The sequence below is a fragment of the Peribacillus faecalis genome, assembly GCF_014712675.1.
GTDB lineage: Bacteria > Bacillota > Bacilli > Bacillales > DSM-1321 > Bacillus_AD > Bacillus_AD faecalis.
Genome location: NZ_JACXSI010000008.1, coordinates 1 through 22,055, shown reverse-complemented (window position 1 = coordinate 22,055; position 22,055 = coordinate 1). Strand labels below are relative to the sequence as shown.

The 22,055-nt window shown below is 39.4% G+C and carries 23 protein-coding genes and 1 other annotated feature; of the genes, 1 reads left to right on the top strand and 22 read right to left on the bottom strand.

The features are described from left to right. Positions 1-67: 67 nt before the first annotated feature. The 22 genes from IEO70_RS04365 to IEO70_RS04260 all read right to left on the bottom strand — a co-directional run bounded on the left by IEO70_RS04365 (position 68) and on the right by IEO70_RS04260 (position 21,407). Entirely contained in the window at positions 68-1,189 is a 1,122-nt protein-coding gene (locus IEO70_RS04365) for a Nif3-like dinuclear metal center hexameric protein (RefSeq protein ID WP_190997139.1), read from the bottom strand. Further along, positions 1,189-1,896: a tRNA (adenine(22)-N(1))-methyltransferase gene (locus IEO70_RS04360; protein WP_190997138.1), complete on the bottom strand. Its 708-nt coding sequence runs from the start codon at positions 1,894-1,896 to the stop codon at positions 1,189-1,191. Before IEO70_RS04360 ends, IEO70_RS04365 begins: the two co-directional genes overlap by 1 nt. Before the next feature lie 246 nt (positions 1,897-2,142). Next, entirely contained in the window at positions 2,143-2,499 is a 357-nt protein-coding gene (gene cccA, locus IEO70_RS04355; protein WP_190997137.1) for a cytochrome c550, read from the bottom strand. 163 nt (positions 2,500-2,662) lie between these two features. Continuing rightward, positions 2,663-3,211: a hypothetical protein gene (locus tag IEO70_RS04350; RefSeq protein WP_190997136.1), complete on the bottom strand. Its 549-nt coding sequence runs from the start codon at positions 3,209-3,211 to the stop codon at positions 2,663-2,665. 214 nt (positions 3,212-3,425) lie between these two features. Further along, positions 3,426-4,550, bottom strand: coding sequence for an RNA polymerase sigma factor RpoD (rpoD, locus tag IEO70_RS04345; protein WP_190997135.1), 1,125 nt, complete (start codon positions 4,548-4,550; stop codon positions 3,426-3,428). Positions 4,551-4,599: 49 nt separating this feature from the next. Beyond that, a complete protein-coding gene (dnaG, locus tag IEO70_RS04340) occupies positions 4,600-6,417 on the bottom strand; it encodes a DNA primase (protein ID WP_190997134.1) in 1,818 nt (605 codons plus the stop codon). Beyond that, on the bottom strand, positions 6,414-6,926 hold the full coding sequence (locus IEO70_RS04335; RefSeq protein WP_190997133.1) for a YaiI/YqxD family protein: 513 nt from the start codon (positions 6,924-6,926) through the stop codon (positions 6,414-6,416). Before IEO70_RS04335 ends, dnaG begins: the two co-directional genes overlap by 4 nt. A 273-nt stretch (positions 6,927-7,199) precedes the next feature. Continuing rightward, the gene (locus tag IEO70_RS04330; RefSeq protein WP_190997132.1) at positions 7,200-8,006 is read right to left on the bottom strand and encodes a pyruvate, water dikinase regulatory protein; all 807 of its coding nucleotides are present in this window, start codon (positions 8,004-8,006) and stop codon (positions 7,200-7,202) included. A 25-nt stretch (positions 8,007-8,031) separates the two neighbouring features. Continuing rightward, positions 8,032-8,664 carry a helix-turn-helix transcriptional regulator gene (locus IEO70_RS04325; RefSeq protein ID WP_190997197.1) on the bottom strand — a complete coding sequence of 211 codons (633 nt, stop codon included), beginning with the start codon at positions 8,662-8,664 and terminating at the stop codon, positions 8,032-8,034. Positions 8,665-8,810: 146 nt separating this feature from the next. Then, complete coding sequence (glyS, locus tag IEO70_RS04320; protein ID WP_190997131.1) at positions 8,811-10,883, bottom strand: glycine--tRNA ligase subunit beta; 2,073 nt, start codon at positions 10,881-10,883, stop codon at positions 8,811-8,813. Further along, positions 10,876-11,766 (bottom strand): glycine--tRNA ligase subunit alpha, encoded by an 891-nt coding sequence (glyQ, locus tag IEO70_RS04315; protein ID WP_190997130.1) that lies wholly within the window; start codon positions 11,764-11,766, stop codon positions 10,876-10,878. Before glyQ ends, glyS begins: the two co-directional genes overlap by 8 nt. A gap of 198 nt (positions 11,767-11,964) precedes the next feature. Next, positions 11,965-12,145, bottom strand: a binding site (T-box leader). Positions 12,146-12,227: 82 nt separating this feature from the next. Continuing rightward, on the bottom strand, positions 12,228-12,980 hold the full coding sequence (gene recO, locus IEO70_RS04310) for a DNA repair protein RecO (RefSeq protein WP_190997129.1): 753 nt from the start codon (positions 12,978-12,980) through the stop codon (positions 12,228-12,230). 36 nt (positions 12,981-13,016) lie between these two features. Then, the gene (locus IEO70_RS04305) at positions 13,017-13,160 is read right to left on the bottom strand and encodes a YqzL family protein (protein ID WP_190997128.1); all 144 of its coding nucleotides are present in this window, start codon (positions 13,158-13,160) and stop codon (positions 13,017-13,019) included. A gap of 86 nt (positions 13,161-13,246) precedes the next feature. Next, the gene (gene era, locus IEO70_RS04300) at positions 13,247-14,158 is read right to left on the bottom strand and encodes a GTPase Era (RefSeq protein WP_190997127.1); all 912 of its coding nucleotides are present in this window, start codon (positions 14,156-14,158) and stop codon (positions 13,247-13,249) included. Further along, complete coding sequence (locus IEO70_RS04295) at positions 14,148-14,549, bottom strand: cytidine deaminase (protein ID WP_190997126.1); 402 nt, start codon at positions 14,547-14,549, stop codon at positions 14,148-14,150. The genes era and IEO70_RS04295 overlap by 11 nt, the downstream gene beginning before the upstream one ends. Positions 14,550-14,648: 99 nt before the next feature. After that, positions 14,649-15,029, bottom strand: a complete 381-nt coding sequence (locus tag IEO70_RS04290) for a diacylglycerol kinase family protein (protein ID WP_190997125.1) — start codon at positions 15,027-15,029, stop codon at positions 14,649-14,651. Beyond that, on the bottom strand, positions 15,007-15,480 hold the full coding sequence (ybeY, locus tag IEO70_RS04285; protein ID WP_190997124.1) for an rRNA maturation RNase YbeY: 474 nt from the start codon (positions 15,478-15,480) through the stop codon (positions 15,007-15,009). Before ybeY ends, IEO70_RS04290 begins: the two co-directional genes overlap by 23 nt. Before the next feature lie 10 nt (positions 15,481-15,490). After that, complete coding sequence (locus tag IEO70_RS04280) at positions 15,491-17,644, bottom strand: HD family phosphohydrolase (protein WP_190997123.1); 2,154 nt, start codon at positions 17,642-17,644, stop codon at positions 15,491-15,493. A 248-nt stretch (positions 17,645-17,892) separates the two neighbouring features. Next, the gene (locus IEO70_RS04275; RefSeq protein WP_190997122.1) at positions 17,893-18,855 is read right to left on the bottom strand and encodes a PhoH family protein; all 963 of its coding nucleotides are present in this window, start codon (positions 18,853-18,855) and stop codon (positions 17,893-17,895) included. A gap of 3 nt (positions 18,856-18,858) precedes the next feature. After that, positions 18,859-20,049, bottom strand: a complete 1,191-nt coding sequence (yqfD, locus tag IEO70_RS04270; RefSeq protein ID WP_190997121.1) for a sporulation protein YqfD — start codon at positions 20,047-20,049, stop codon at positions 18,859-18,861. A gap of 52 nt (positions 20,050-20,101) precedes the next feature. Then, a complete protein-coding gene (gene yqfC, locus IEO70_RS04265; RefSeq protein WP_190997120.1) occupies positions 20,102-20,386 on the bottom strand; it encodes a sporulation protein YqfC in 285 nt (94 codons plus the stop codon). 379 nt (positions 20,387-20,765) lie between these two features. Next, positions 20,766-21,407 carry a hypothetical protein gene (locus tag IEO70_RS04260; protein ID WP_190997119.1) on the bottom strand — a complete coding sequence of 214 codons (642 nt, stop codon included), beginning with the start codon at positions 21,405-21,407 and terminating at the stop codon, positions 20,766-20,768. Positions 21,408-21,515: 108 nt separating this feature from the next. Here IEO70_RS04260 and IEO70_RS04255 point away from each other — a divergent pair, with 108 nt between their 5' ends. Further along, on the top strand, positions 21,516-21,806 hold the full coding sequence (locus IEO70_RS04255) for a hypothetical protein (RefSeq protein WP_190997118.1): 291 nt from the start codon (positions 21,516-21,518) through the stop codon (positions 21,804-21,806). The last annotated feature ends 249 nt before the right edge of the window (positions 21,807-22,055 follow it).

The window sequence follows — 22,055 nt, the reverse complement described above, 5'->3', positions numbered from 1 at the left end:
TAACTTTTTTAATATAAAATTAACTTATTAAAAACAACAAAAAAAGAGCACCATATAGCGCTCTTTTTCACATAAACACAAAAGGATCAGTATGAATTTCTGAAGGGAATATGTTCAGTTCCCATTTTTGCTTGTTGCTGTGTGCTGTTAACACATTTGTCACACCTTGTTTCATTACTTTCTCGATATTATGGCCGGGATCGACGATATTCAAGCCTGCCATCATTGCATCGTGGGCCGTATGGTAATACATATCACCTGTCACATATACATCGGCACCTGCAAATTTAGCGGACATAAAGTACTTATTTCCGTCCCCGCCTAATACGGCTACCTTTTTCACTGTATCTTTCAAATTACCGACTACGCGGACGCCTTTAACATCAAAAGCCTTTTTGACATAGGTAGCAAATGCTTCAAGTGACATTTCTTGCGACAGTTCGCCTATTCTGCCTAGGCCAAGAATTTCGCCTTTATTGGCTAAAGAATAAATATCATAAGCCACCTCTTCATACGGATGCGCCTTAATCATTGCTGAAAGTACTCGTTTTTCGATATCTGCTGTGAAAACCGTTTCAATTTTCACTTCTTCGACACGTTCCAGTTGGCCTGTCGTGCCGATATAAGGGTTTGTTTCTTCCCCCGGCATGAATGTGCCATGACCACCCGATGTAAAGGTACAGTGGCTGTATGCGCCGATATGGCCTGCTCCGGCATTGCCTAGTGCTTCCCGAACTTGCTGCTCAGCCTCTTTTGGCACGAAAACCGCCAATTTCTTCAATCCTACTTCATACGTCGGTGAAAGCACCTTTGTATTTTGCAACTCCAACGCTTCCGCAATCCAATCGTTAACGCCGCCTTTGGTCACATCCAAATTAGTGTGAGCCGCATAAACAGTAATATCATTTTTAATCAGCTTTTCGACAATGCGTCCTGCCGGCTGATTTGTATCAATCTTTTGAAGCGGACGATAAATGAGCGGGTGATGAGCAATAATGAGGTCCACTTGCTTGTCGATTGCTTCATCCACTACTTCCTCGAGCACGTCCAAAGCAACCATGACGTTTTTCACCGACTTGTTCAATGTTCCAATCTGAAGTCCGATTTTATCGCCCTCCATTGCCAAATGCTTCGGTGAAAATTGTTCAAATGCCGCGATTACCTCGAAACCATTAGGTATTTTCCCCATTATGATAGAGCCTCCTCCACATATGTGTTATAAGTGCGCAGTTGCTTTTCTTTTTCAACAGAGGACTCTGTTTTTCCACTCGTTTGCAGCTGTTGAATGATGTTTTTCCAATGTTTGCTTTCAGCTGTCCATTTCTTGCGAAATACATCAGAGCATTTCTTCATTAGAAAAGGACCAAGCAATAGCTCTTTGTCTATTTCTTTCGTATACGGAGCGGAACTGTTTCCTTTCTCTGCAACAAGAATTTCATAAATTTTACCATCTTCCTCAAGAATTGTTTCGTCAATTAATTCCCAGTTGTTTGCGATAAGCCATTTGCGAATATTGATTGCTTGTATATTAGGCTGAAGGATTAATCGTTTTGTTCCGACCAATTTATCTTTGCCGTGTTCAAGGATTGAGGAAATTAGTGTTCCGCCCATTCCAGCTATGGTAATGCATGTTGCCTCTCCCGGAGAAAGCACGTCCAGGCCGTCACCTTTGCGGACAGATATAGTCTTTTCCAAGCCCTCCTCTTTCACTTGATTGAGAGCACTGTTGTAAGGACCATCCACAACTTCTCCTGCGATCGCTGATGTCGCTATGCCTTTATGCACCGCATAGCACGGTAAATACGCATGATCCGAACCGATATCAGCTAAAACGCTGCCTTCCGGAATGTATGTTGCTACTGTATGTAATCTTTTAGATAAGTTTTCGCTATTCATGTTTGTCACCTTTTCTTTTTCTTTTCCTCCTACAGTATAAAGAACATTTCCATCACTATGCAACCTTAAAGAAAAACCGGCAACGGTCCTTTTTGGTTTAACGCATACTCAAGAATTTGCAGTCATCCTCAAATGTTTTCTTATAATGTCAGGAAAAACCATTATCATTCTTTCTTTGTCTTATACAGCACCGTTTTCTGACACACAAAAAGCGACCAGAATTGCACCAGTCGCTTTTTGATGACCTTATAACGAAGAAAGCCATTCCGTCATACTATCAATTTGTTCCTCAGGAACAAGTCCTCCAGGCATTGAGCCTTTACCATTACGCAAAATTTCTTTGATTTCATCAGCTGATAATTTGTCGCCAACTCCAGTTAGCGCAGGGAAACCGCCCATCCCTTCTTGGTTACCACCGTGACAGTTGATACATCCAGCAGATTGATAAAGCTCTTCCGGAGTGCCCGCCACTTGTTCACCATTCGATCCGCCTTCCTCTTCTGTTGCCGCTTCTTGATTGAGTCCCACAAAGGAAAGAGTAAACATTAACGCAATACCCATTACCATAATTAATACAAATGGAATAACCGGATTATTCTTCATTCCTCCTACCTCCCCTATGTACCTTTTCAAATCTGCATTTTATAAATCCAAACTACATTCATTTTACTTTAATTCAGATAATTGGAAAACCCCAAACATACAAATGATGGAATATTTTCAGAAATTAGACATATATGGGGTTTTTTATTGTCATAAAGTCATGCTATAGCAGACCAAAAAACATACTGACAAAATAAAGAATGACAGCTGTTCCAAGCCAGCCGGCAACAGTGAAATACAAATAGCCAGTTTTTTTTCCGGCAATCAGCCACAGAAAAGAATTAATCAATAAAATGCTATACAATAGCAGAGTCTGTGAAGGAAAGAACAGTTCCCAAGCTCTTACAGACATCAGCAGAAGAACTATGGCCGATGCAATTAATGGATATAGCAAGGTTTTTTGTTTTCGAAATTGATAGTAGGTTATCCCTAAGAGCAAGCAAATAAAAAATGTGAAAAGAGACATTTGCATTGCTCCCTTAACTTCTGTAAAATAATTTACAATTAAAGTAGTCATAAGAATGAGACTGATAAAAATCGCAGTCAGGAAATAACTGATTTTTCTCTTCGAGGGTTTTGTTGCAACCTGCAGCTCCAAATCTCCCTCCGAATAAAGGGCAAGTAAGTAATCGCAGTATTTTTCCGGCAAAATTCTCGTTTGTTTCCAATATAAGATCTCATTCAATATGACTTTCTTCCGTGTCTCATTCATAAGTAACACATCCTTGGGCAGATCTCTCTACTTGTTATATCGGGGTGTATTTGAAAAATTCAAACACGGAGAAGCGCATTATTTGAAATAAAAAAAATAAACCATAAGCTTGCTTACGATCATACAAGCAAAAGGGCAAACCGTCTTCTTCTTGCATTCGCTGGCGCAAACCTATGATTTATTAATTTATTTAGAGCTGCTGACTCTCTAGACTCTATTCTAAGAAGTCTTTTAATCGCTTGCTTCTGCTTGGATGTCTTAGTTTTCTTAACGCTTTTGCTTCGATCTGACGAATACGTTCACGTGTAACACCAAACACTTTGCCCACTTCTTCAAGAGTGCGTGTTCTGCCGTCGTCTAATCCGAAACGAAGTCGAAGGACATTTTCTTCACGATCTGTCAATGTATCAAGTACATCTTCAAGTTGCTCTTTTAATAGTTCATAAGCAGCATGTTCAGATGGAGAAGTAGCATCTTGGTCTTCAATGAAATCTCCTAAATGCGAGTCATCTTCTTCACCAATTGGTGTTTCAAGCGAGACAGGTTCTTGAGCAATTTTTAAAATCTCTCTTACCTTTTCCGGTGTTAAATCCATATCTTCAGCAATTTCTTCCGGAGTTGGTTCACGTCCTAAATCTTGAAGTAATTGACGTTGTACACGAATTAATTTGTTGATCGTTTCAACCATGTGTACAGGGATACGGATTGTTCTCGCTTGGTCGGCGATTGCGCGAGTGATTGCTTGACGAATCCACCAAGTAGCATACGTACTGAATTTAAAGCCTTTACGATAGTCAAATTTTTCTACCGCTTTAATCAGTCCCATGTTTCCTTCTTGAATCAAGTCAAGGAACAGCATGCCGCGACCGACATATCGTTTTGCGATACTTACTACAAGTCGGAGGTTGGCTTCAGCCAAACGACGTTTCGCTTCCTCATCGCCTTGCTCGATTCTTTCAGCTAAGGCAATTTCTTCTTCACCTGAAAGCAAGTCAACTCGACCGATTTCTTTCAGGTACATACGTACAGGATCATTAATTTTAACACCTGGAGGAACACTTAAGTCATTTAAATCAAACTCTTCTTCTTTTTCTAACTGCTTTATGTTAGGATCACTTTCTTCGTCTTCATCCGCAAGAACTTCAACACCTTGCTCACCCAGGTATTCAAAGTATTCGTCCATAGCATCAGAGTCCAGCTCAAACGTTGAAAGTTTTTCACTAATTTCGTCATAAGTGAGGACACCGCGTTTTTTTCCTGCTTCAAGTAATTGATCCTTTACTTGATCAAGTGTTAATTCATTTTCTACATCTTTGGAACGAGCTGATTTATCAGCCATGTGTTCCCCTCCTTCCAAACTTTCGACACATCATGCAAATATAACAAATTTACAAACTCTTCTTAAGTTGTATGATTTCAGAAGCGATTACAGCAGCCTGCTTATAGTCCTTTAAGCGTTCCGCCTCAGCTCTTTGCACTTCTTTTTCTTTTATCATTAACATCTTTTGCTGTTTCAACACTACACTAATATAATCTTTTATTTCTTGATCCGACGGTTCGGGTGTAACCGACATCATCTGGATTTGTGAAATGATTTTGCGCAGTTGCTGATCAGGGACAAAAGATAAAAATAAACTGATATCCGAATCTTCACTTTGTTCGTAGAAGCCGAATAAATATGTCATGATTGCCTGATGTTCATCAATATTGAGCAGGATATTTCCCATTAAATGCTTGATTTTATAGGCTATTTCCTTGCTTTGCATCATATGAGCCAACAGCTTTAACTCTGCATTGATATAGGCTGGCTTCAATTTTTGTTCGTACTGCAATACCATTTGACCATTCATGTTTTGTTGATTAGTCTGCGGCAAATTCCCTCGTTTCTTTTCGGCGAAGTAAAACTTTTTTTGCTGTGCTTTCAGCGCTTCTAAAGAAAGAGAAAACTCAGAAGAAATTTGGCGCAAATAATGCTCTCGTTCAACAGGGCTCGGAAACTTGTTGATTTCTTTCAAAACATCTTCAATATATTCAATTTTGTCGCCTTCATTATTCAGATTGCGACCTTTGCGCAAATACCTCATTTTAAAGGCAAGATACGTAAGGCTATTGCCAATTACATCTTGCATGAAGCTTTGCGGACCATATTTCTTTATATATTCATCCGGATCCAGCCCATCCGGCATATATGCTACTTTGATGGTCATTCCTTCTTGAAGAAACATGTTAGAAGCACGGTTTGCCGCTTCGATTCCGGCATTGTCGGAGTCAAAGCAAATGAGCACTTCGTTACAGTTTCGTTTTATGATTTGGATATGTTCTTCCGTTAACGATGTCCCCATCGTCGCCACACCATTATCTACTCCCGCTTCTGTGGCCGATATAACATCAGCAAATCCTTCAAAAAGCACGACAAATTCTTTTTTGCGGATTGCTGCTCTTGCTTGATGAAAGTTAAACAGCAACTTGCTTTTATTAAAGATTGGCGTTTCAGGGGTATTTAAGTATTTTGGTTCATCATTCCCAAGGGCGCGGCCTGAAAAAGCTACCACTTCTCCTTGGTGATTGTGTATTGGAAACATAACCCGGTTACGGAAGCGATCGAATTGCTTACCGTCATCCTCACGTTTGACAATAATTCCCGCCTGATATAGCAGTTCACTATCAAAGCCCCGTTTGGATAAAAAATTTGTGACGAACTCCCATGAGTTCAATGCATAACCAATTGAAAATCGATCGATAGCTTGACGGGTAAAGCCTCTATCCTCTAAGTATTGTAACGCGTTTTCTCCTTCTTTTGTGTTAACAAGTAAATGATGGTAGAATTTACATAATAGCTCATGAGCTGCTATCATTTTCTTAGAGGTGCTCGGTTGTTCACTGCGCGCTGAAGAGTCGCTAATCTCAATTTCTAAGGGGATATTCCCTCTCTCGGCTAACTCCTTGGCAGCTTCCACAAATGAATAACCTTCAATATCCATTAAAAAAGTAAAAACATTTCCGCCCGCTCCACATCCAAAGCAATGAAAGATTTGCTTATCAGGAGATACAGAAAAGGAAGGAGTGTTCTCACCATGAAACGGGCAAAGTCCAAAATAATTGCGCCCCTGCTTTTTCAGTTGTACATATTCGTTGACAACATCAACAATATCTACAGCATTTCGAATCATATTCAATTGTTCTTCAGAAATCTTCTGTGTATTCATTCGATCACACCATTTTCTTTCGGTGATAATCTATAATTCGATACTAATTCTTTATTTCCTTCAAAATTCGACAAAATTCTTGTCAATTCTTCATGAAATTTTTTTCGATCCGCCGCAGTAAATGCTTTAGGGCCTTTTCCGTATATTCCATTGCGTCTTTTTTTAGCCGCTACGTGCCGCATAAATAAAAGAGAATCAATGGACTCCTCATTATAGATTATTCCCTTTGAAGAAATAACACAAACCCCTTTCCCCAGAAGAGCAGCTGCTAAACCGATATCATTTGTGACTGCAATATCGCCTTTACGTGCTGCATTCATTATATAGAGGTCCGCAGCTTCCTTATCCCAATCGACATACACCCATTTCGCTTCCAGGTTGTGATGTGATTGATTTTTAATCGACGCAACGATTGTAACCGGAACAGAAAATTCACGGGCACAAGCAATGCATTCTTCTTTAACAGGACATGCATCCCCATCTATAAATATGGAAGGCTGATAAGTCATTTATCTAATTTCTCCATTTTTCTTCATATTCCTTCTAACTGCTGCAAAAGAGATGCCTTTTGTCGAAAAGTATTTATATTATATCTTGACAATCCCTTGTTATTTAGTTTATTCGTTCAGATTCAACTCTAAACCTAAAGAATCATAATTTATAACAATTTTTCATTATAAAACAAAAAAAAAGAAAAATCCACATAAATTTATTATAGGGCTTCTCAAAAGTGCTACATATAACACCTATGAGACAGCCCCTTCGCTTTTTTATATAAAAAATTATTTTCTGCTTTGAATAGTTGTAATAACAGTATTCGCTGTTTCTTCAATCGCCTTGTTCGTTACATCAATAACCGGACAATTCAATTTCTCGACAATCTTATTAAAGTACGCCAATTCTTCTTTAATACGTTCCAAATTAGCGTAAATCGCATGATCGCCCAGACCTAGTGTTTTCAAACGTTCTTTACGGATATGATTTAACTTCTCCGGACTGATTTTTAACCCGATACACTTCTCAGGCGCTACTAAGAATAACTCCTCAGGAGGCTCGACCTCCGGAACAAGCGGCACGTTCGCCACTTTATAGCGTTTATGCGCCAAAAACTGCGATAATGGCGTTTTGCAAGTTCTGGAAACACCGACTAAAACAATATCTGCGCGTAAAATCCCTCTCGGGTCTCTGCCGTCATCATACTTGACTGCAAATTCAATTGCTTCTACTCTTTTGAAGTATTCATCATCCAGCTGTCTGACCAATCCAGGTTCAAACTCAGGCTTGGATTTATATTTCTTCTCTAATTCATCCATTAAAGGCCCGATTATATCATAAGCAAATATACCTTCTTCTTGAGCTCTCTTTCTCATGTATTCACGATCTACAGGGCGAACAAGTGTGTAAGCAATAATTGCCTGATTTAATTTAGAAAGCGATATGACTTCTTCTATATGCTCCGGGCTTTCAATAAATGGAAATCTTTTTATTGAAACATTTGATTGTAGAAACTGGCTGGCAGCTGCCTTCGTGACAAGCTCAGCCGTCTCACCGACAGAATCGGATACAACGTAAATTACCGGTGACGTCATCTCTTGAACTTCCCCCCTTAAATTATCATTCTTCAGTCGCAAGAGAAACAAACGCTTTTGCTATATTCGTTTTTGTAATCCGTCCCACTACCTCATAGCCGCCATCTGCTGCCTCTTTAACAACAGGAAGGGCATCTATTTGTTTAGCAATTAGTTTCTTTGCAACATCTAATAGCAAATCATCACGGAAGCACATCGTAATATTAGGCATGCGCGTCATAATAATATTCACTGGTATAGTAGCTAGGTCTTTCGTACCGATGCTGGCACGAAGCAGATCTTTTCTAGACAGTACCCCTACTAATAATGATTTTTGATCGACTACAAATAATGTACCCACATCTTCTAGAAACATCATAACAATTGCATCGTATACAGAAATACCGTCATTGACAACAACAGGTATTGATTGGAAATCTTTTACGAATAGTTTTGACAGATTATCTGTCAGCAACTGCGTGCCGGATTTTCCGCTATAAAAATAACCTACACGCGGTCTTGCCTCTAAGAATCCTGCCATTGTTAAAATCGCTAAATCCGGACGTAGTGTAGCTCTCGTTAAGTTTAACTGATCAGCAATATGTTCACCAGTAATAGGTCCTTGCTCCTTAACTATTTGCAATATATGTTCTTGCCGTTTATTCAGTTCGATTTTAATTCACCGCCTTCATACTACAAAAACCGGAAACGGTCCTTATATAAAGTGTTATACTCATTGAAATAATTATATACTATTTCCCCTTATTTGAAAAAGTAAGATATACTTTTCGTATATCTTACTTTTTATAAGCAGTTTCTCGGCGATTATAAAACTAATACTTTATTCATGAAGGCAAAGGACTTGATTACATCAGCCACTTTCTTCATAAGGGATAAACGGTTGAAGCGGAGCGCTTCATCATCAGCCATTACCATTGTATCTTCAAAGAATCGTTCAATAGCACCTTGGAGCGAAGCCAATAAAGCAAATTGTTTTTCTTCATCAGAAGTCATTTCATATTGCTCTTTCATTGCTACATATTCATTATATAGCGCTTTTTCCGATTCATTCTCAAATAATTCGACAGAAACCTTCGGCTCATCCTCCAGTTTAACAGCAATATTCATAACACGGCTCAATGCTTCTACTGTTTCTTTAAAGCTTGATTCGCCCTTCGCTTTTTCCAGCACAAGCGCTCTGTTTACAAGTGAAGAGACAATACCGATTTCACCTGTCAGAACTGCATCAATCAAATCATAGCGCACTTGCTGTTCGTTTAAGTGATGTTTGATTCGCGCTTCAAAGAATGAAATAAGATCCGCTTTAATTTCAGCCGCTTCTCGTTTAGCGAAACCTTGCTCGATAATTGGCTCAAGTGCTAAATCAATCACTGCCTCTAAGCTAACAGGCCATTTTTTCTCCAGTAAAATCTGAACGATACCGCTCGCTTGACGGCGAAGCGCATATGGATCTTGTGAACCTGTCGGAATGTTATTAATCGCAAAATTAGCGATAATTGTATCCATTTTTTCTGCTACGCTGACAATCGCACCGATTTCACTTGATGGAACGCTGTCTTCTGCATGACGTGGCATGTAGTGCTCGTTGATAGCAACAGCAACAGCTTCGTCTTCTCCTTTAATGCGGGCATAGCGCTCACCCATGTAACCTTGAAGTTCCGGGAATTCGTAAACCATACCTGTCACTAAGTCGAACTTAGCAATTTCAGCTGTGCGGTCCGCCAACCTTCTTGTGCTTTCATTAATATTCATTGCTTCACTGATTTTCCCCGTTAATTCACGCACTCGGCTAACTTTTTCTGCAAGCGTACCGATTTCTTCATGATAAACGATTGTTTCTAGTTTCTTTAAGCAGTCATTGATTTCTTTTTGCTGATCTTCACGATAGAAGAACGCTGCATCGGCTAGACGCGCGCGAAGCACTTTTTCATTCCCTCTCGCTACAGTCGCAATACCGTGATCAGAACCGTTACGCACAGTCACGAAGAACGGCAACAGCTCGCCGGCTTCGTTTTTCACCGGGAAGTAACGTTGATGCTCCTTCATAGAAGTGATTAGAACACGGTCAGGAAGCTCTAAATATTCCTCTTCAAATTTACCGAATAAAGCAGTCGGGTATTCAACAAGGTTATTAACCTCTTCAAGCAAATCTTCATCAACCGGGATTACCCACCCATTTTCTTGTTCCATTTGCTTCAATTGCGCAAGAATCATGTTCTTTCTCTTCTCGCTATCAGCAATAACAAATTGCTCTTCCAGCTTTTGCACATATTGTGCCGGCTCTGCAATCTCAACCTTCGTACCAAGGAAACGATGTCCCATTGTCGTATTGCTTGTTTCAACATTTGTTATTGAGAAAGGAATAATTTCATTACCGAATAAAGCAATCATCCATTTGATTGGGCGTGCATAGCGCATATCGTTGTTAGCCCAACGCATATTTTTCGGGAATGTCAATGATGTGATGATATCCTTCAGCTCAACAATTAGTTCTTTAACTTGTTGTCCTTTTGTAAATTTCATTACATGGACGTATTCAACGCCTTTGATTTCTTTAAAGTAAATATCTTCAACAGATACGCCTTGTCCACGCGCAAATCCGATTGCGGCTTTTGACCAATTGCCTTCCGCATCTTGTGCAATTTTCTTCGCAGGTCCTTTCGCTTCTTCTTTTGTATCTGCTTGCATTTCGTTCACATCTGTAACAACGATTGCCAAACGGCGCGGGGTTGAATATTTATGAATATCGGCATAACCGATTTTTTTCTCTTCAAACCATTTTTGTACTTTTGCTTGCAGCTGCTCAATCGCATCCGTAACGAAACGAGCCGGCAGCTCCTCTAATCCAATTTCGATTAATAAGTCTTTCTTACTCATGACTGTTGTCTCCCTTCTGCTTCAAGATTGGGAATCCTAATTTTTCACGCTCATCATAAAATGTTTTCGCTACTTTTCTCGCCAAGTTACGGCAACGGGCAATATAGCCTGTTCTTTCAGTAACAGAGATTGCTCCTTTTGCATCTAAAAGGTTAAATGTATGAGAACATTTCAGCACATAATCATACGCCGGGTGAACAAGGCCTTCTTCCATTTGCGCATGCGCTTCTTTTTCATACATATTGAATAGTTCAAACAACATTTCTGTATTGCTTGTTTGGAATGTATATTTTGAATGTTCATATTCAGGCTGACCGAAAATATCACGAACAGTAAAGCCATCTGTCCATTCAAGATCGAAAACATTTTCCTTATCTTGAATGTATGAAGCAAGGCGCTCAATTCCGTATGTGATTTCCACTGATACCGGTTTGCATTCTAAACCGCCGACTTGTTGGAAATACGTGAATTGCGTGATTTCCATACCGTCAAGCCAAACTTCCCAACCAAGACCCGCACAGCCTAAAGATGGGTTTTCCCAGTTATCCTCTACGAAACGAATATCATGCTCTAAAGGATCGATACCTAATGCTTTCAAAGAATCTAAATACAGTTCCTGAATGTTATCAGGAGAAGGCTTCATAATGACTTGGAATTGATGGTGCTGATACAGACGGTTAGGGTTTTCTCCATAACGCCCGTCAGCTGGACGGCGTGATGGTTCAACATACGCCACATTCCATGGCTCCGGTCCAATCGCACGTAAAAACGTGTATGGACTCATCGTTCCCGCACCTTTCTCAGTATCATACGCATTCATTAAGATACAGCCTTGTTCTGACCAATGCTTTTGCAAAGTTAAAATCATATTTTGTATATTCATAAGGCACCTCCATAAAAGTTATAAAATCTATTTATTGCAATAAAGAAAACTTGCCTTTGGCAAGCCAATACGGCGCAGTCAAAAGACTAGTTGCACTTATACCATAGACTTAAAATCGGCGACTACGTCGAACTTGTACCTCGTAGCCAATTTATAATTTTATAGTACAAAAAAACTCTCGTCTCTATGCTGCATTAGCATAGGGACGAGAGTTTACCCGCGGTTCCACCCTATTTGCTGTTTTTCATCAAAACAGCCTCTTTTATACGTTCAAATTGCTCCGGCACGCCTTCCTTAACTATCTGCAACCCGGCTTACACCAGTCCCGGGCTCGCTTTTACAGAGGGAGTTACATACTACTTGCCATCTTAGCAATATTCAGCTTTCGTTTACATAGCATTTTATACAACATGTTCCTACTTTGTCAACCTGATGCGGAACTTTTTTCTTTACAAAAAAGTTCACCATAAGCCGTCTAGCTTATGCATTTGCTGCAGAAATTTTTTTGATTTCAAGGATATTCCCACATAATTATCATAGTAGGCATCAATTACTTTATTCAATTCCTTTTTCGTTTCTTCTTTTAAGGCTATATTTCCAAGACGATTAAGATCGAAATAATAAAATAATCGAAGCAACTTAATAGTGCTTGCGCTCACCTGTATTCGATAAGGATCAATTCGCTTGCACCTATGGCAAAGAAAACCGCCTTCACGAATCGAGAAATCAAATTCACCTTCAGTCTGCCCACAATTTACACATCGATCAAGGACAGGAGGGACACCAAATACAGCAAGCATTTTCATCTCAAAAATCGCCTTCAGCACTTCAGGATCAAACCCTTCATTAATGTAATGAAGGGTTTGATAAAGCAATTCGAACAAATACGGGTTCGGTTTTCGATCCTCGGCTCCTTTATCGAGCAACTCGACTATGTAGGAAGCATACGCCGTACTCATAATATCCTCGCGTATGTGCCGAAAGGAATCCAAGGATTCGCCTTGTGATAAACTGCCTAATCCAGACGATCTTTGAATCAGGAAATAGCCGTAATAAAACAATTGGGTAACAGAAGAGAGCCTGCTGTTAGGTTTGTTGGCGCCTCTTGCCATCACCCCGATTTTCCCGAATTCTCTTGTGTAGATGGTAATGATTTTATTATTCTCTCCATAGTCTGTCCGGCGTATAACAATGCCTTCGCATTTTTGAATCAAGACATGTCACCTTCTCATTAGAGGGCAAGACATTTATTAGGAGATTGGAAAATTCACATCTGCTAGTTCTTCTTCAACAGGGTCCATTTCACTTTGATGTTCTAACTGAATTTCTTTAAACAGGAGATACGTATCTATGTTACCCGTTTCTTTAAAAATACTCCAGGTAAAATCCAACATATTCATTCCCACCTTTCAGTATTTAACTAGCAAGCTGGTTCCAAACCTACACTATTATCTTGACCGACTATAAAATTTTCATACGATTAATATTCGTCTTCTCTGAATCCGTAATCACGCAATACAGATGCTTTATTGCGCCAATCTTTTTGTACTTTGACCCATAGCTCCAAGAACACTTTCGAGCCTAAAAGCAACTCGATATCTTGTCGTGCCCTTTGACCGATTTCTTTTAGCATGCTGCCTTGTTTTCCGATGATAATCCCTTTTTGCGAACTGCGCTCAACAATAATTGTCGCCATCACATGCACGGTTTCTTTGCCTTCCATTTTTTTAATGGAATCAATGACAACTGCGATTGAATGCGGTACTTCTTCCCGAGTTAAATGCAACGCTTTCTCACGTATCAATTCAGAGATGATAAATCTTTCCGGATGGTCAGTCACTTGATCAGCCGGATAATATTGTGGCCCTTCAGGAAGCTCTTCTTTAATGGCAGCAAGCAGCGTCTCAATATTATTTCCTTGTAAAGCAGATATTGGCACAATCGCTTTGAAATCCAATTTTTCTTTATATTTCTCGATTAGCGGCAATAGCTCATCCGGATGTACTTCGTCAATCTTATTAACAACTAAGAAGATTGGCGTTTTAATTCCTTCAAGCTTTTCGATAATATATTCATCACCGCGCCCGATTCCTTCAACAGCGTTTACCATGAATAAAATCACATCGACTTCTCGTAAGGCGTTTATCGCGCTTCTTACCATGAAATCGCCCAGTTTATGCTTCGGCTTATGAATACCTGGTGTATCAATAAATATCATTTGTGCATTATTCTCTGTCAATACACCTTGAACTTTGTTTCTTGTTGTTTGAGGCTTATCGCTCATTATAGCTATCTTTTGACCGATTACCCGGTTAAGAAAAGTAGACTTACCGACATTCGGTCGCCCTATAATTGAGATAAAACCCGACTTGTACGCTTGATTATCGTTCATTTAAATCCTCCGGTGAAAATGCTCCTGGCAATAATTGTTCTACTGTAATCTCTTGAACATCGCCTTTTAAGTTTGTTAAATAGACGATCATTTCTTTCGGACAAAGCTCCGCAATAACTTGGCGGCACGCTCCGCATGGCGAACATGGGCGATCTGTGTCAGCCACAACCGCTAATGCGGCAAAATCCGTATCCTTCACTGCATAGGCGCTGAATAGCGCTGTTCTTTCTGCACAATTGCACATACTGTATGCAGCATTCTCTATATTACAACCGTGATATACTTTTCCATCTTTCGTCAGAAGTGCCGCTCCCACTTTAAATTTCGAATATGGAACATAGGCATTTTCCCGTGCTTTTTTTGCTTCTTCCATTAATTGTTTTGCTTCCATTTTCCAGCTTCCTTTCAAAAAGGCATATATTCATTTTACACTACATTAGCTTATCTCTATAAGCATCTGATTTCATGAGTGTTTCTATAAACGCTCATTCTAAATGAAGTATTCCAATAATTTCGGTAAAAACACAACCATACCGACAATGATTGAATATACAGTATAAATGAGGACAGCCCCGGCAGCAAGGTCCTTTGCCGCCTTCGCTAAAGGATGATATTCTCCCGTCACTAAGTCAACTGTTTTTTCAATTGCCGTATTAACCATCTCTAAGGAAAACATACCGGCTATACAGAGAAGAATCCATAGCCATTCTGTTTTAGAGATGGGAAAGAAAATGCCGGCCAGTATCACAAGGACAGCGGCTGTACCATGTATTTTCATATTTCTTTCGCGAAAAGAAAATTTTATGCCGGCAAGCGCATAACCTACACTTTTAGGAAAACTGATTTTCTTATTGCTCCCTGGATAAGCCATACTTTTCCAAAATATCCCTTTGTTTTGTGAACATAACCACTTCATCTTCTTTCGTCATATGGTCATATCCCAGAAGATGAAGAAATCCGTGAAGAGCCAAAAATCCAATCTCCCGATTCGTGCTGTGTCCATACTCCTCCGCCTGCGCTTTGGCTGTATCAACTGAAATGATAATATCGCCAAGCACTCGTGGCATATCAGCGCCGACAATCTCGATTTCTCCTTCCCCCATCTCTTCAAGAGCAAATGAAATGACATCTGTGGCACTATCTTTATCTCGATATTCCCGATTGATTTCACGAATAGCTTCGTCATCGACAAATGTAATCGACAGTTCGCATTCTTCTTCAATATTCTCTTCTTTCGCCGCGAACTGTAAAAGTTGTTCTATCAGCGCTGTTTCTTCTTCTGTTACAAAATTGGTTTCATCAATAAAATCGATTGAAAGCAATTCCCTTCACCTACTTACTTTCATTTTTTAAATCCGGATATTCAATGCGCGAATGGAAAATGCCATTCAATGTTTCGCATAATATTTTTTCTACAGTATCCAGCTCTTTCATCGTAATATCGCATTCTGAAAATTGATCTTCATTCATGCGGCTATGGATAATGCTTTTTACAAGACTGTCTATCTTCTCCCTCGTTGGGTGCTTCATTGATCTCACAGCTGCTTCCACACTGTCCGCAATACCGATTACAGCACTCTCCTTCGTTTGCGCTTTCGGTCCCGGATAGCGGAAATCTTCCTCCTTCACATCTTCCCCGGCTTCTTTAGCCTTATGATAGAAAAACTTTAATAAAGTTGTGCCATGATGCTGTTCTGCAATATCGATTATTTCTTTTGGCATTTTATGCTTTTTAAGAATTTTAACGCCATCAGTAACATGGGCGATAATAATATCTCTACTCGTTGTGCACTTCAGTTTATCATGAGGATTATCAATATTCATTTGATTCTCAATAAAAAATTGCGGACGTTTCGTTTTGCCGATATCATGATAGTAACAGCCGACTCTTGCCAACAAACCGTTTGCTCCAATCGCTTCACAGGCTGTCTCCGCCAGATTGGCAACCATCACGCTATGATGATAAGTACCTGGAGCTTCCGTCAATATTTTGCGCAATAGAGGATGATTCGGGCTTGATAGCTCAATCAGTTTCATTGTTGATAACACGCCGAAACCGGCTTCGAAGAACGGCAATAATCCAATTGTCAAAATCGCAGAAGAAATGCCTGATACAAATGCGGCAAATAAATATAAAATTGCCGTAACTCTCGAAATTTCCAAATCCATCGTATAGAAAAGCGCAAAGATTATAACAACATTAACAACCGACAACAAAAGCCCTGTCTGAAAGATTTTCGTCCGAAAATGCTTCGTTGTCAATAAAAGCAAACCGACTAATCCGCTTAGCAATAAATACATGGCAGAAATATAATTGAAATTTGTCGTCACATACTCATTGAAAATCAATCCTCCGAAGATGCTTGTAATCAAGATAAACACAATTGAATATCGGTCATCCAGAAGGATTTTCAAAAGCATCGCTCCCATTGCTGCCGGAGCAAAATAACTTAAATCTACATCTTCATAGTTAGATAATAAACTAATTAACTTATACAACAAAATTGCAAATAAAAACACAAGACTAAAAATTAACAGGCGCGTGTTTCTATGCTCGCTATGCACTTCAGAAACACGATAATAATAAAAGATGCTGCCGAATATAAGTAGAAGTAAGATACATAACCCAATATAAGGTGTAATGGATTGGTCGCTTTCTAATAATCCGGACAACTGAATATTGCGATACACTTCCTCATCAATAAGATCGCCTTTTTCCACAAGAACTTGTCCTTGAAGAATTTTCGTCGGTTCAACTTCTTCTAATGCTTTTTGTCTTTGTTCCTCTGTTTTGACGGGATCATAGAAATAATTTTGTGTAATAGCAAAACGAGCTAGCACAATCGAAGCTTCCTTTAATTCAGTTGTCATCGCGGACAGCTGCACCATTTCCTCGACTTCATTTCTGGCATTTTCCACATCACTTGCGGCAATTTGCTGACTCATTACATCATTGATAGCAGATAAGGTCGCATCTTTCGCCACTGTAAGCTGCGCACCATTTGCATTCAGCAACGCCTTATACACGTCATCGGACAACTGCTTGTTCACTTCTTCAGTAAGTTTATCCTTCAGTTTTTTCACTAATTCAGCGTTTTCCGCCTCTGTTGACTGTTCTGTCTGAGAAGCTTCCCCTTCTGCACTATCCGTATCTGCCTCACTCTTAACTTCTTCAACAGCTTTGAAGATGGAGGAAATCAGTTTGACACGATTTTCTTTGTACCCTTCCTTTAATGCATAAACATCTTCAACTTGCTTTAAGGCTTCATCCTGATCTGCTTTGGTTTTCTCTACATCCTCGACCGTTTTAGGAGCCCTGATTGTTTCTTCAGCAACCTGCAACAGTTTTACCTCTATTGTTTCCGGTTTTACATTAGAAAACAAAACTGAATAGGAGATAATTGCTAAAACAACAAATAGCAGCACTTGAAAAACAGTATGTTGAAGTAATTGTTTTATTTTCGTTACTAATTGACTACTATTCATATACTAGTCCTCCATTGTATGTACAATCTTCCGAAAGCTCAAAAAGTTCCTTATGAAAATGATAGCAGTTTTTCACCTAACTTTCACCCTGCTGTTGAAGATTCACCTGAATTCTTTTGAAAAATGATACTGACATTTATAATGTAAGGCCGACGCCTTGCTAACAGTATTCCACCAAAACTGAACTTCCAACATTATACAAAAGACGAAATAGAAGCTGCGAAAATATTCACAGCTTCCAGCCAATTTTATGCATTATATTCTTCGTATGCCTTCACAATTTTGCCGACTAAAGGATGTCTGACAACATCACTGCCTTCAAGAATAACGAATCCGATGCCGCTGACTCCTTTCAAAATTTGTGTAGCAGCCACTAAGCCGGACTTCGCTTTTCTAGGCAAATCGATTTGCGAGCGATCACCCGTTATAATCATTTTTGATCCAAAGCCTAAACGGGTCAAAAACATTTTCATTTGCGCTTCAGTTGTATTTTGCGCTTCATCCAGAATGACAAATGCATCATCAAGCGTTCGACCGCGCATATAAGCCAGCGGTGCAATTTCAATCACGCCTCTTTCAATCAAACGCTGCGTATGCTCCACTCCCAATATTTCATGGAGCGCATCATATAATGGTCTTAAATACGGATCGACCTTTTCTTTCAGATCCCCCGGAAGAAATCCAAGACTTTCTCCCGCTTCTACTGCCGGTCGGGTTAAAATGATTTTATTCACTTTTCCGCTTTTCAAAGCCGAAACAGCCATTGTCACCGCCAAGAACGTCTTACCCGTTCCTGCAGGCCCAATGCCGAACACAATGTCATTGCGTCTGATTGCCGATATATATTGTTTCTGCCCAAGCGTTTTAATACGAATCGGCTTGCCTTTTACCGTTTTTCCTATTTCCTCTTCATACATCTCTTGAAAATATTCCAAAGAGCCTTTTTTGGCAAGCGATACTGCATAAATAACGTCACGAGTACTGATATTTATGCCTTTTCTGATAACACCCAGTAAAGCTCTAATCACTTCAAATGCAGTCTCAGCCTCAGGAAGCTTACCTTCAATAGTGATTGTTTCGCCTCTTGTAATGATTGCAATCCCCAGTTCTTCTTCCAGTACCTTCAAATGACTGTCTCCAGTTCCCAGTAAGGTCATTGCTTCATTTTGATTATCAAGTTGTAGATCAATCAATTTGCTTTCATCTGTCATTCGTTAATCTCCTTGCACAATTGGACGTTCATTTCCTATATTTTCTAACACTTGGTAATGAATTGATAATACAACTTTACCATTCTCCAAACTTTCATGCAAAATTTTTTCTCCCATTATCTCACTGTCTTCAGGGATCAAATTTCGCAAATCCTCTAAAGCAACCTCTTTCGCCTTTTTAACCGCCTGTTCTTTAGTATACTTGCGCAATACCGTTTCTTTATCACGGACGGTCACCGTTTTATAATAAAAAGGAAGCTTCCAGCCGAGAAAATATAATGGTTTTTCCGTTATCTCTGTCTCATACTGCTTGAATTCACGATTTTTGAATCCCCAAATCGGTATCGGCAATTTGCTGATTTGAAAATAATGCTTCGTTGTTTCTTCACCGGAAAAAACATTAAATTCTGTTTCCAAAGGTATCTCGACATCTGACTTATACCAAACTTCCCCTAATATTGTTGCTTTGGCCGGCACTAACGTCTGTTTCTCTTCATCGTTGCTTATATTACTTGTCACAAGCAGCTGTCCTTTATGGACAAAATCATTGACCATGACAACCGCTTTCCCTTTCTCTACAAACACTTTTCGTATGACAGCCTTTTTCATTGCCACAATTTTTTGACTGCCTGGTATTTTAACAATTTGAGGCTCCTTCTTCTCAACCACTTGCAAATGGAAGCTTGTCCCCCTCAAATCGACACCGACCCATGTGATGACATCAATTTCATTTGTTAGTATTCGCTGAATATCATCTGATTCTGCAATGAAAAATTGGAATTTCCCTTTCTCTACGCCCAATTTCTTCAGTTCTTGTCTGATTTTATGCTCTGTTTCAGGCTTTGCTCCCGAAATCTCAATCCCCCATACAACATTCGACAGTAAAAAAATACATATTAAAAAAAGAAAAAAACCGATCACAAAGCCGCCATTCAATAAAAGACGCTGAAAAAGAAACGGAAATCCGCTTCTTTTTAGAAATGTGACCTTGCATGGATATTTTCTCAAGGTCACCCTCATTTTCGCTATGTCTCCCAGCGGCATAGAGAAAATAACGATTTTCTCATCTATTCGTTTTACAGCGGTAACTTTAATGCCCTTTCTGACCAGTTCATTAATGAATGGCTCAACAAGCTGGCCAGTTACCCTCACTTCAACAAAACCGCCAAAAAAGGTTGTCCATTGGTTTTTCACTGTATCTCCACTCCCTTATCTTTTTGAAAAAATGCAATTCCATAACGCCACGCTAATTGTTAATGAACGTGACAGATTGAATAACGCCTTCAACTAAAATTTCTTCCGGGAGAATAGCTTTAATAATAAACTGGTTTCCCTTGATTGAAAGTTGCCCCTGAGTCAAGGTGAGCCGGATCTCATCTTCTTTAAAAGCTATCAGTCCTCTATGGTTCTCAATATATATATGTAATTGTCCAATCATTGTAATTCTCGGGAGATCTAACATGACATCCTTTGGAAGATCTGCAGTATTTGCCAGCATTTGTTTCAGTTTTTGACTCCATTTTTTAGCCATAAAAAAGAATCCCCCTCCTTCTATGTATGAATCAACCTAATAACATACTATTCTAATGGAGTTCGATTCATGTTAATTAATACAGCTTTCTCTCTTCGTATGGACGTTTTTATATGCTTATTCAGTAAAATAAAAAAGGCATGCCGCTAACTGCGGCTGCCTTAACTTTAATGTTGGAATGATTATTGTTCGCATTTTTATTTACCGGGAGAATTCACTTTACCTGCTTGTCTATTTTTTTCAAACTTTTTCACAAGTTGATGGTGTTTTTGTTTCGATCGCAAATACTTCACATCTGTAATTATTCGTTGGCCACCACAGCCGCATCCCATGAACATTCCCTCTCTTCTTTACCCGAATTTTCCGGAACATTTGACGCTTACCCTTTTTTAGGATGACAGTCACTTTCACATCGAGGAAGCACAAAGAACCCAGTGACAGTTAGCTGTTTGTTTCCACATGAATTGTTGGATAGCTTGTATGAAGTAAAGACAGCTTTTGTGTCACAGAAATCAGGACAAGGATTATCATCGCACGTAAAACAAATGACATTATTCACGCAAAACGTTTCATCATTAACTGCATTTATAACTCCGCTGCCGCATTTCGGTTCTGAACCTAATGTTAAGAAGGCTCGAATAGCCCCGACAGCACGTACACGATTCACAGCTACTTCACAACCAGTAATCGGTGGCCCTTTTGGATCGCACGGATTATTGACAGAGGCTCCTTCAAGGATACATGGCTCAATAACACATTTAACGCAACAAGCATCGAAACCGAATTCCACCGATTTAGGATGTAATCCGCAAGCAGAGAATGGCGCCGTTACGCTAATACAGAACGGAACAAGTCTATTACAAATTTCTCTGCCGGTATGCATATCCATGGTTACATTTCCATCTTTAGCATTAAAATGATTAATCGCCTCTTTTACTTTTGACTGTTCCTCCTTCTCTACATTGACAAAATACACATCTCCTTCTTTCAACTCTAGTAAGGCTTCCATTTCCAAACGCATTTTACCCTCTCCTTTTTAAATAGATACAATAAAGTTAAGAGAGAGTCCAAGAAAATGAAGGAGTACCAGCATATAAATAGAAATAGAAAAGCCAGAAAGGTGAGGACTATGGAAAACAAAAAAAATCCGGATCTTATTCGAGGTATTGCTATCGCTGAGGAAAATCATGAGAGAACAATGGACAACCAAATCAATTTTTATAAAGAAGCATTAAAAAACGCACAAAACAACTCGAATCAACCTACTACTCATCAAGGACACCACCCTCAAAATAACTCATCCGATGGACAGAACCCTCTGACCAAAGATAGTTCTTCTAATAATCCAGCAAAAAAAGAAACGATGATTGATATTTTTAAAAAATGGTTTCGCAAACTATTTCCTTCTTCCCAAAAATAAAATAACAGTAAGTAAAACAGGCACCGGTCTTTTAGTATGGCAGATACACAGGAACTTGTACTTCTTCAGATAAATTTATTACCTTAAATATGATGCAGGTTAAACAGCTATCTTTATTCAAAAATACAAATCTTTATCCAATCGAGTAGGAGGGGGCGATTAACCCCCGACCTCTCACACCACCGTACGTACGGTTCCGTATACGGCGGTTCAATTAAGATAATTGACGCAAGTATTCATAACGAGCTT

Coding starts and splice junctions, on each gene's coding strand:
- IEO70_RS04365 (WP_190997139.1), bottom strand. CDS start 1,189: ATGGGGAAAATACCTAATGGTTTCGAGGTAATCGCGGCATTTGAACAA.
- glyS (WP_190997131.1), bottom strand. CDS start 10,883: ATGAGTAAGAAAGACTTATTAATCGAAATTGGATTAGAGGAGCTGCCG.
- dnaG (WP_190997134.1), bottom strand. CDS start 6,417: ATGAATACACAGAAGATTTCTGAAGAACAATTGAATATGATTCGAAAT.
- era (WP_190997127.1), bottom strand. CDS start 14,158: ATGAACGATAATCAAGCGTACAAGTCGGGTTTTATCTCAATTATAGGG.
- IEO70_RS04335 (WP_190997133.1), bottom strand. CDS start 6,926: ATGACTTATCAGCCTTCCATATTTATAGATGGGGATGCATGTCCTGTT.
- cccA (WP_190997137.1), bottom strand. CDS start 2,499: ATGAAGAATAATCCGGTTATTCCATTTGTATTAATTATGGTAATGGGT.
- IEO70_RS04350 (WP_190997136.1), bottom strand. CDS start 3,211: ATGAATGAGACACGGAAGAAAGTCATATTGAATGAGATCTTATATTGG.
- yqfC (WP_190997120.1), bottom strand. CDS start 20,386: ATGGCTAAAAAATGGAGTCAAAAACTGAAACAAATGCTGGCAAATACT.
- IEO70_RS04330 (WP_190997132.1), bottom strand. CDS start 8,006: ATGACGTCACCGGTAATTTACGTTGTATCCGATTCTGTCGGTGAGACG.
- IEO70_RS04280 (WP_190997123.1), bottom strand. CDS start 17,644: ATGAATAGTAGTCAATTAGTAACGAAAATAAAACAATTACTTCAACAT.
- rpoD (WP_190997135.1), bottom strand. CDS start 4,550: ATGGCTGATAAATCAGCTCGTTCCAAAGATGTAGAAAATGAATTAACA.
- IEO70_RS04275 (WP_190997122.1), bottom strand. CDS start 18,855: ATGACAGATGAAAGCAAATTGATTGATCTACAACTTGATAATCAAAAT.
- IEO70_RS04360 (WP_190997138.1), bottom strand. CDS start 1,896: ATGAATAGCGAAAACTTATCTAAAAGATTACATACAGTAGCAACATAC.
- glyQ (WP_190997130.1), bottom strand. CDS start 11,766: ATGAATATACAAAATATGATTTTAACTTTGCAAAAGCATTGGTCAGAA.
- IEO70_RS04260 (WP_190997119.1), bottom strand. CDS start 21,407: ATGCGTTTGGAAATGGAAGCCTTACTAGAGTTGAAAGAAGGAGATGTG.
- IEO70_RS04295 (WP_190997126.1), bottom strand. CDS start 14,549: ATGGAAGCAAAACAATTAATGGAAGAAGCAAAAAAAGCACGGGAAAAT.
- IEO70_RS04255 (WP_190997118.1), top strand. CDS start 21,516: ATGGAAAACAAAAAAAATCCGGATCTTATTCGAGGTATTGCTATCGCT.
- IEO70_RS04290 (WP_190997125.1), bottom strand. CDS start 15,029: ATGGCTTATCCAGGGAGCAATAAGAAAATCAGTTTTCCTAAAAGTGTA.
- IEO70_RS04305 (WP_190997128.1), bottom strand. CDS start 13,160: ATGTTGGATTTTACCTGGAGTATTTTTAAAGAAACGGGTAACATAGAT.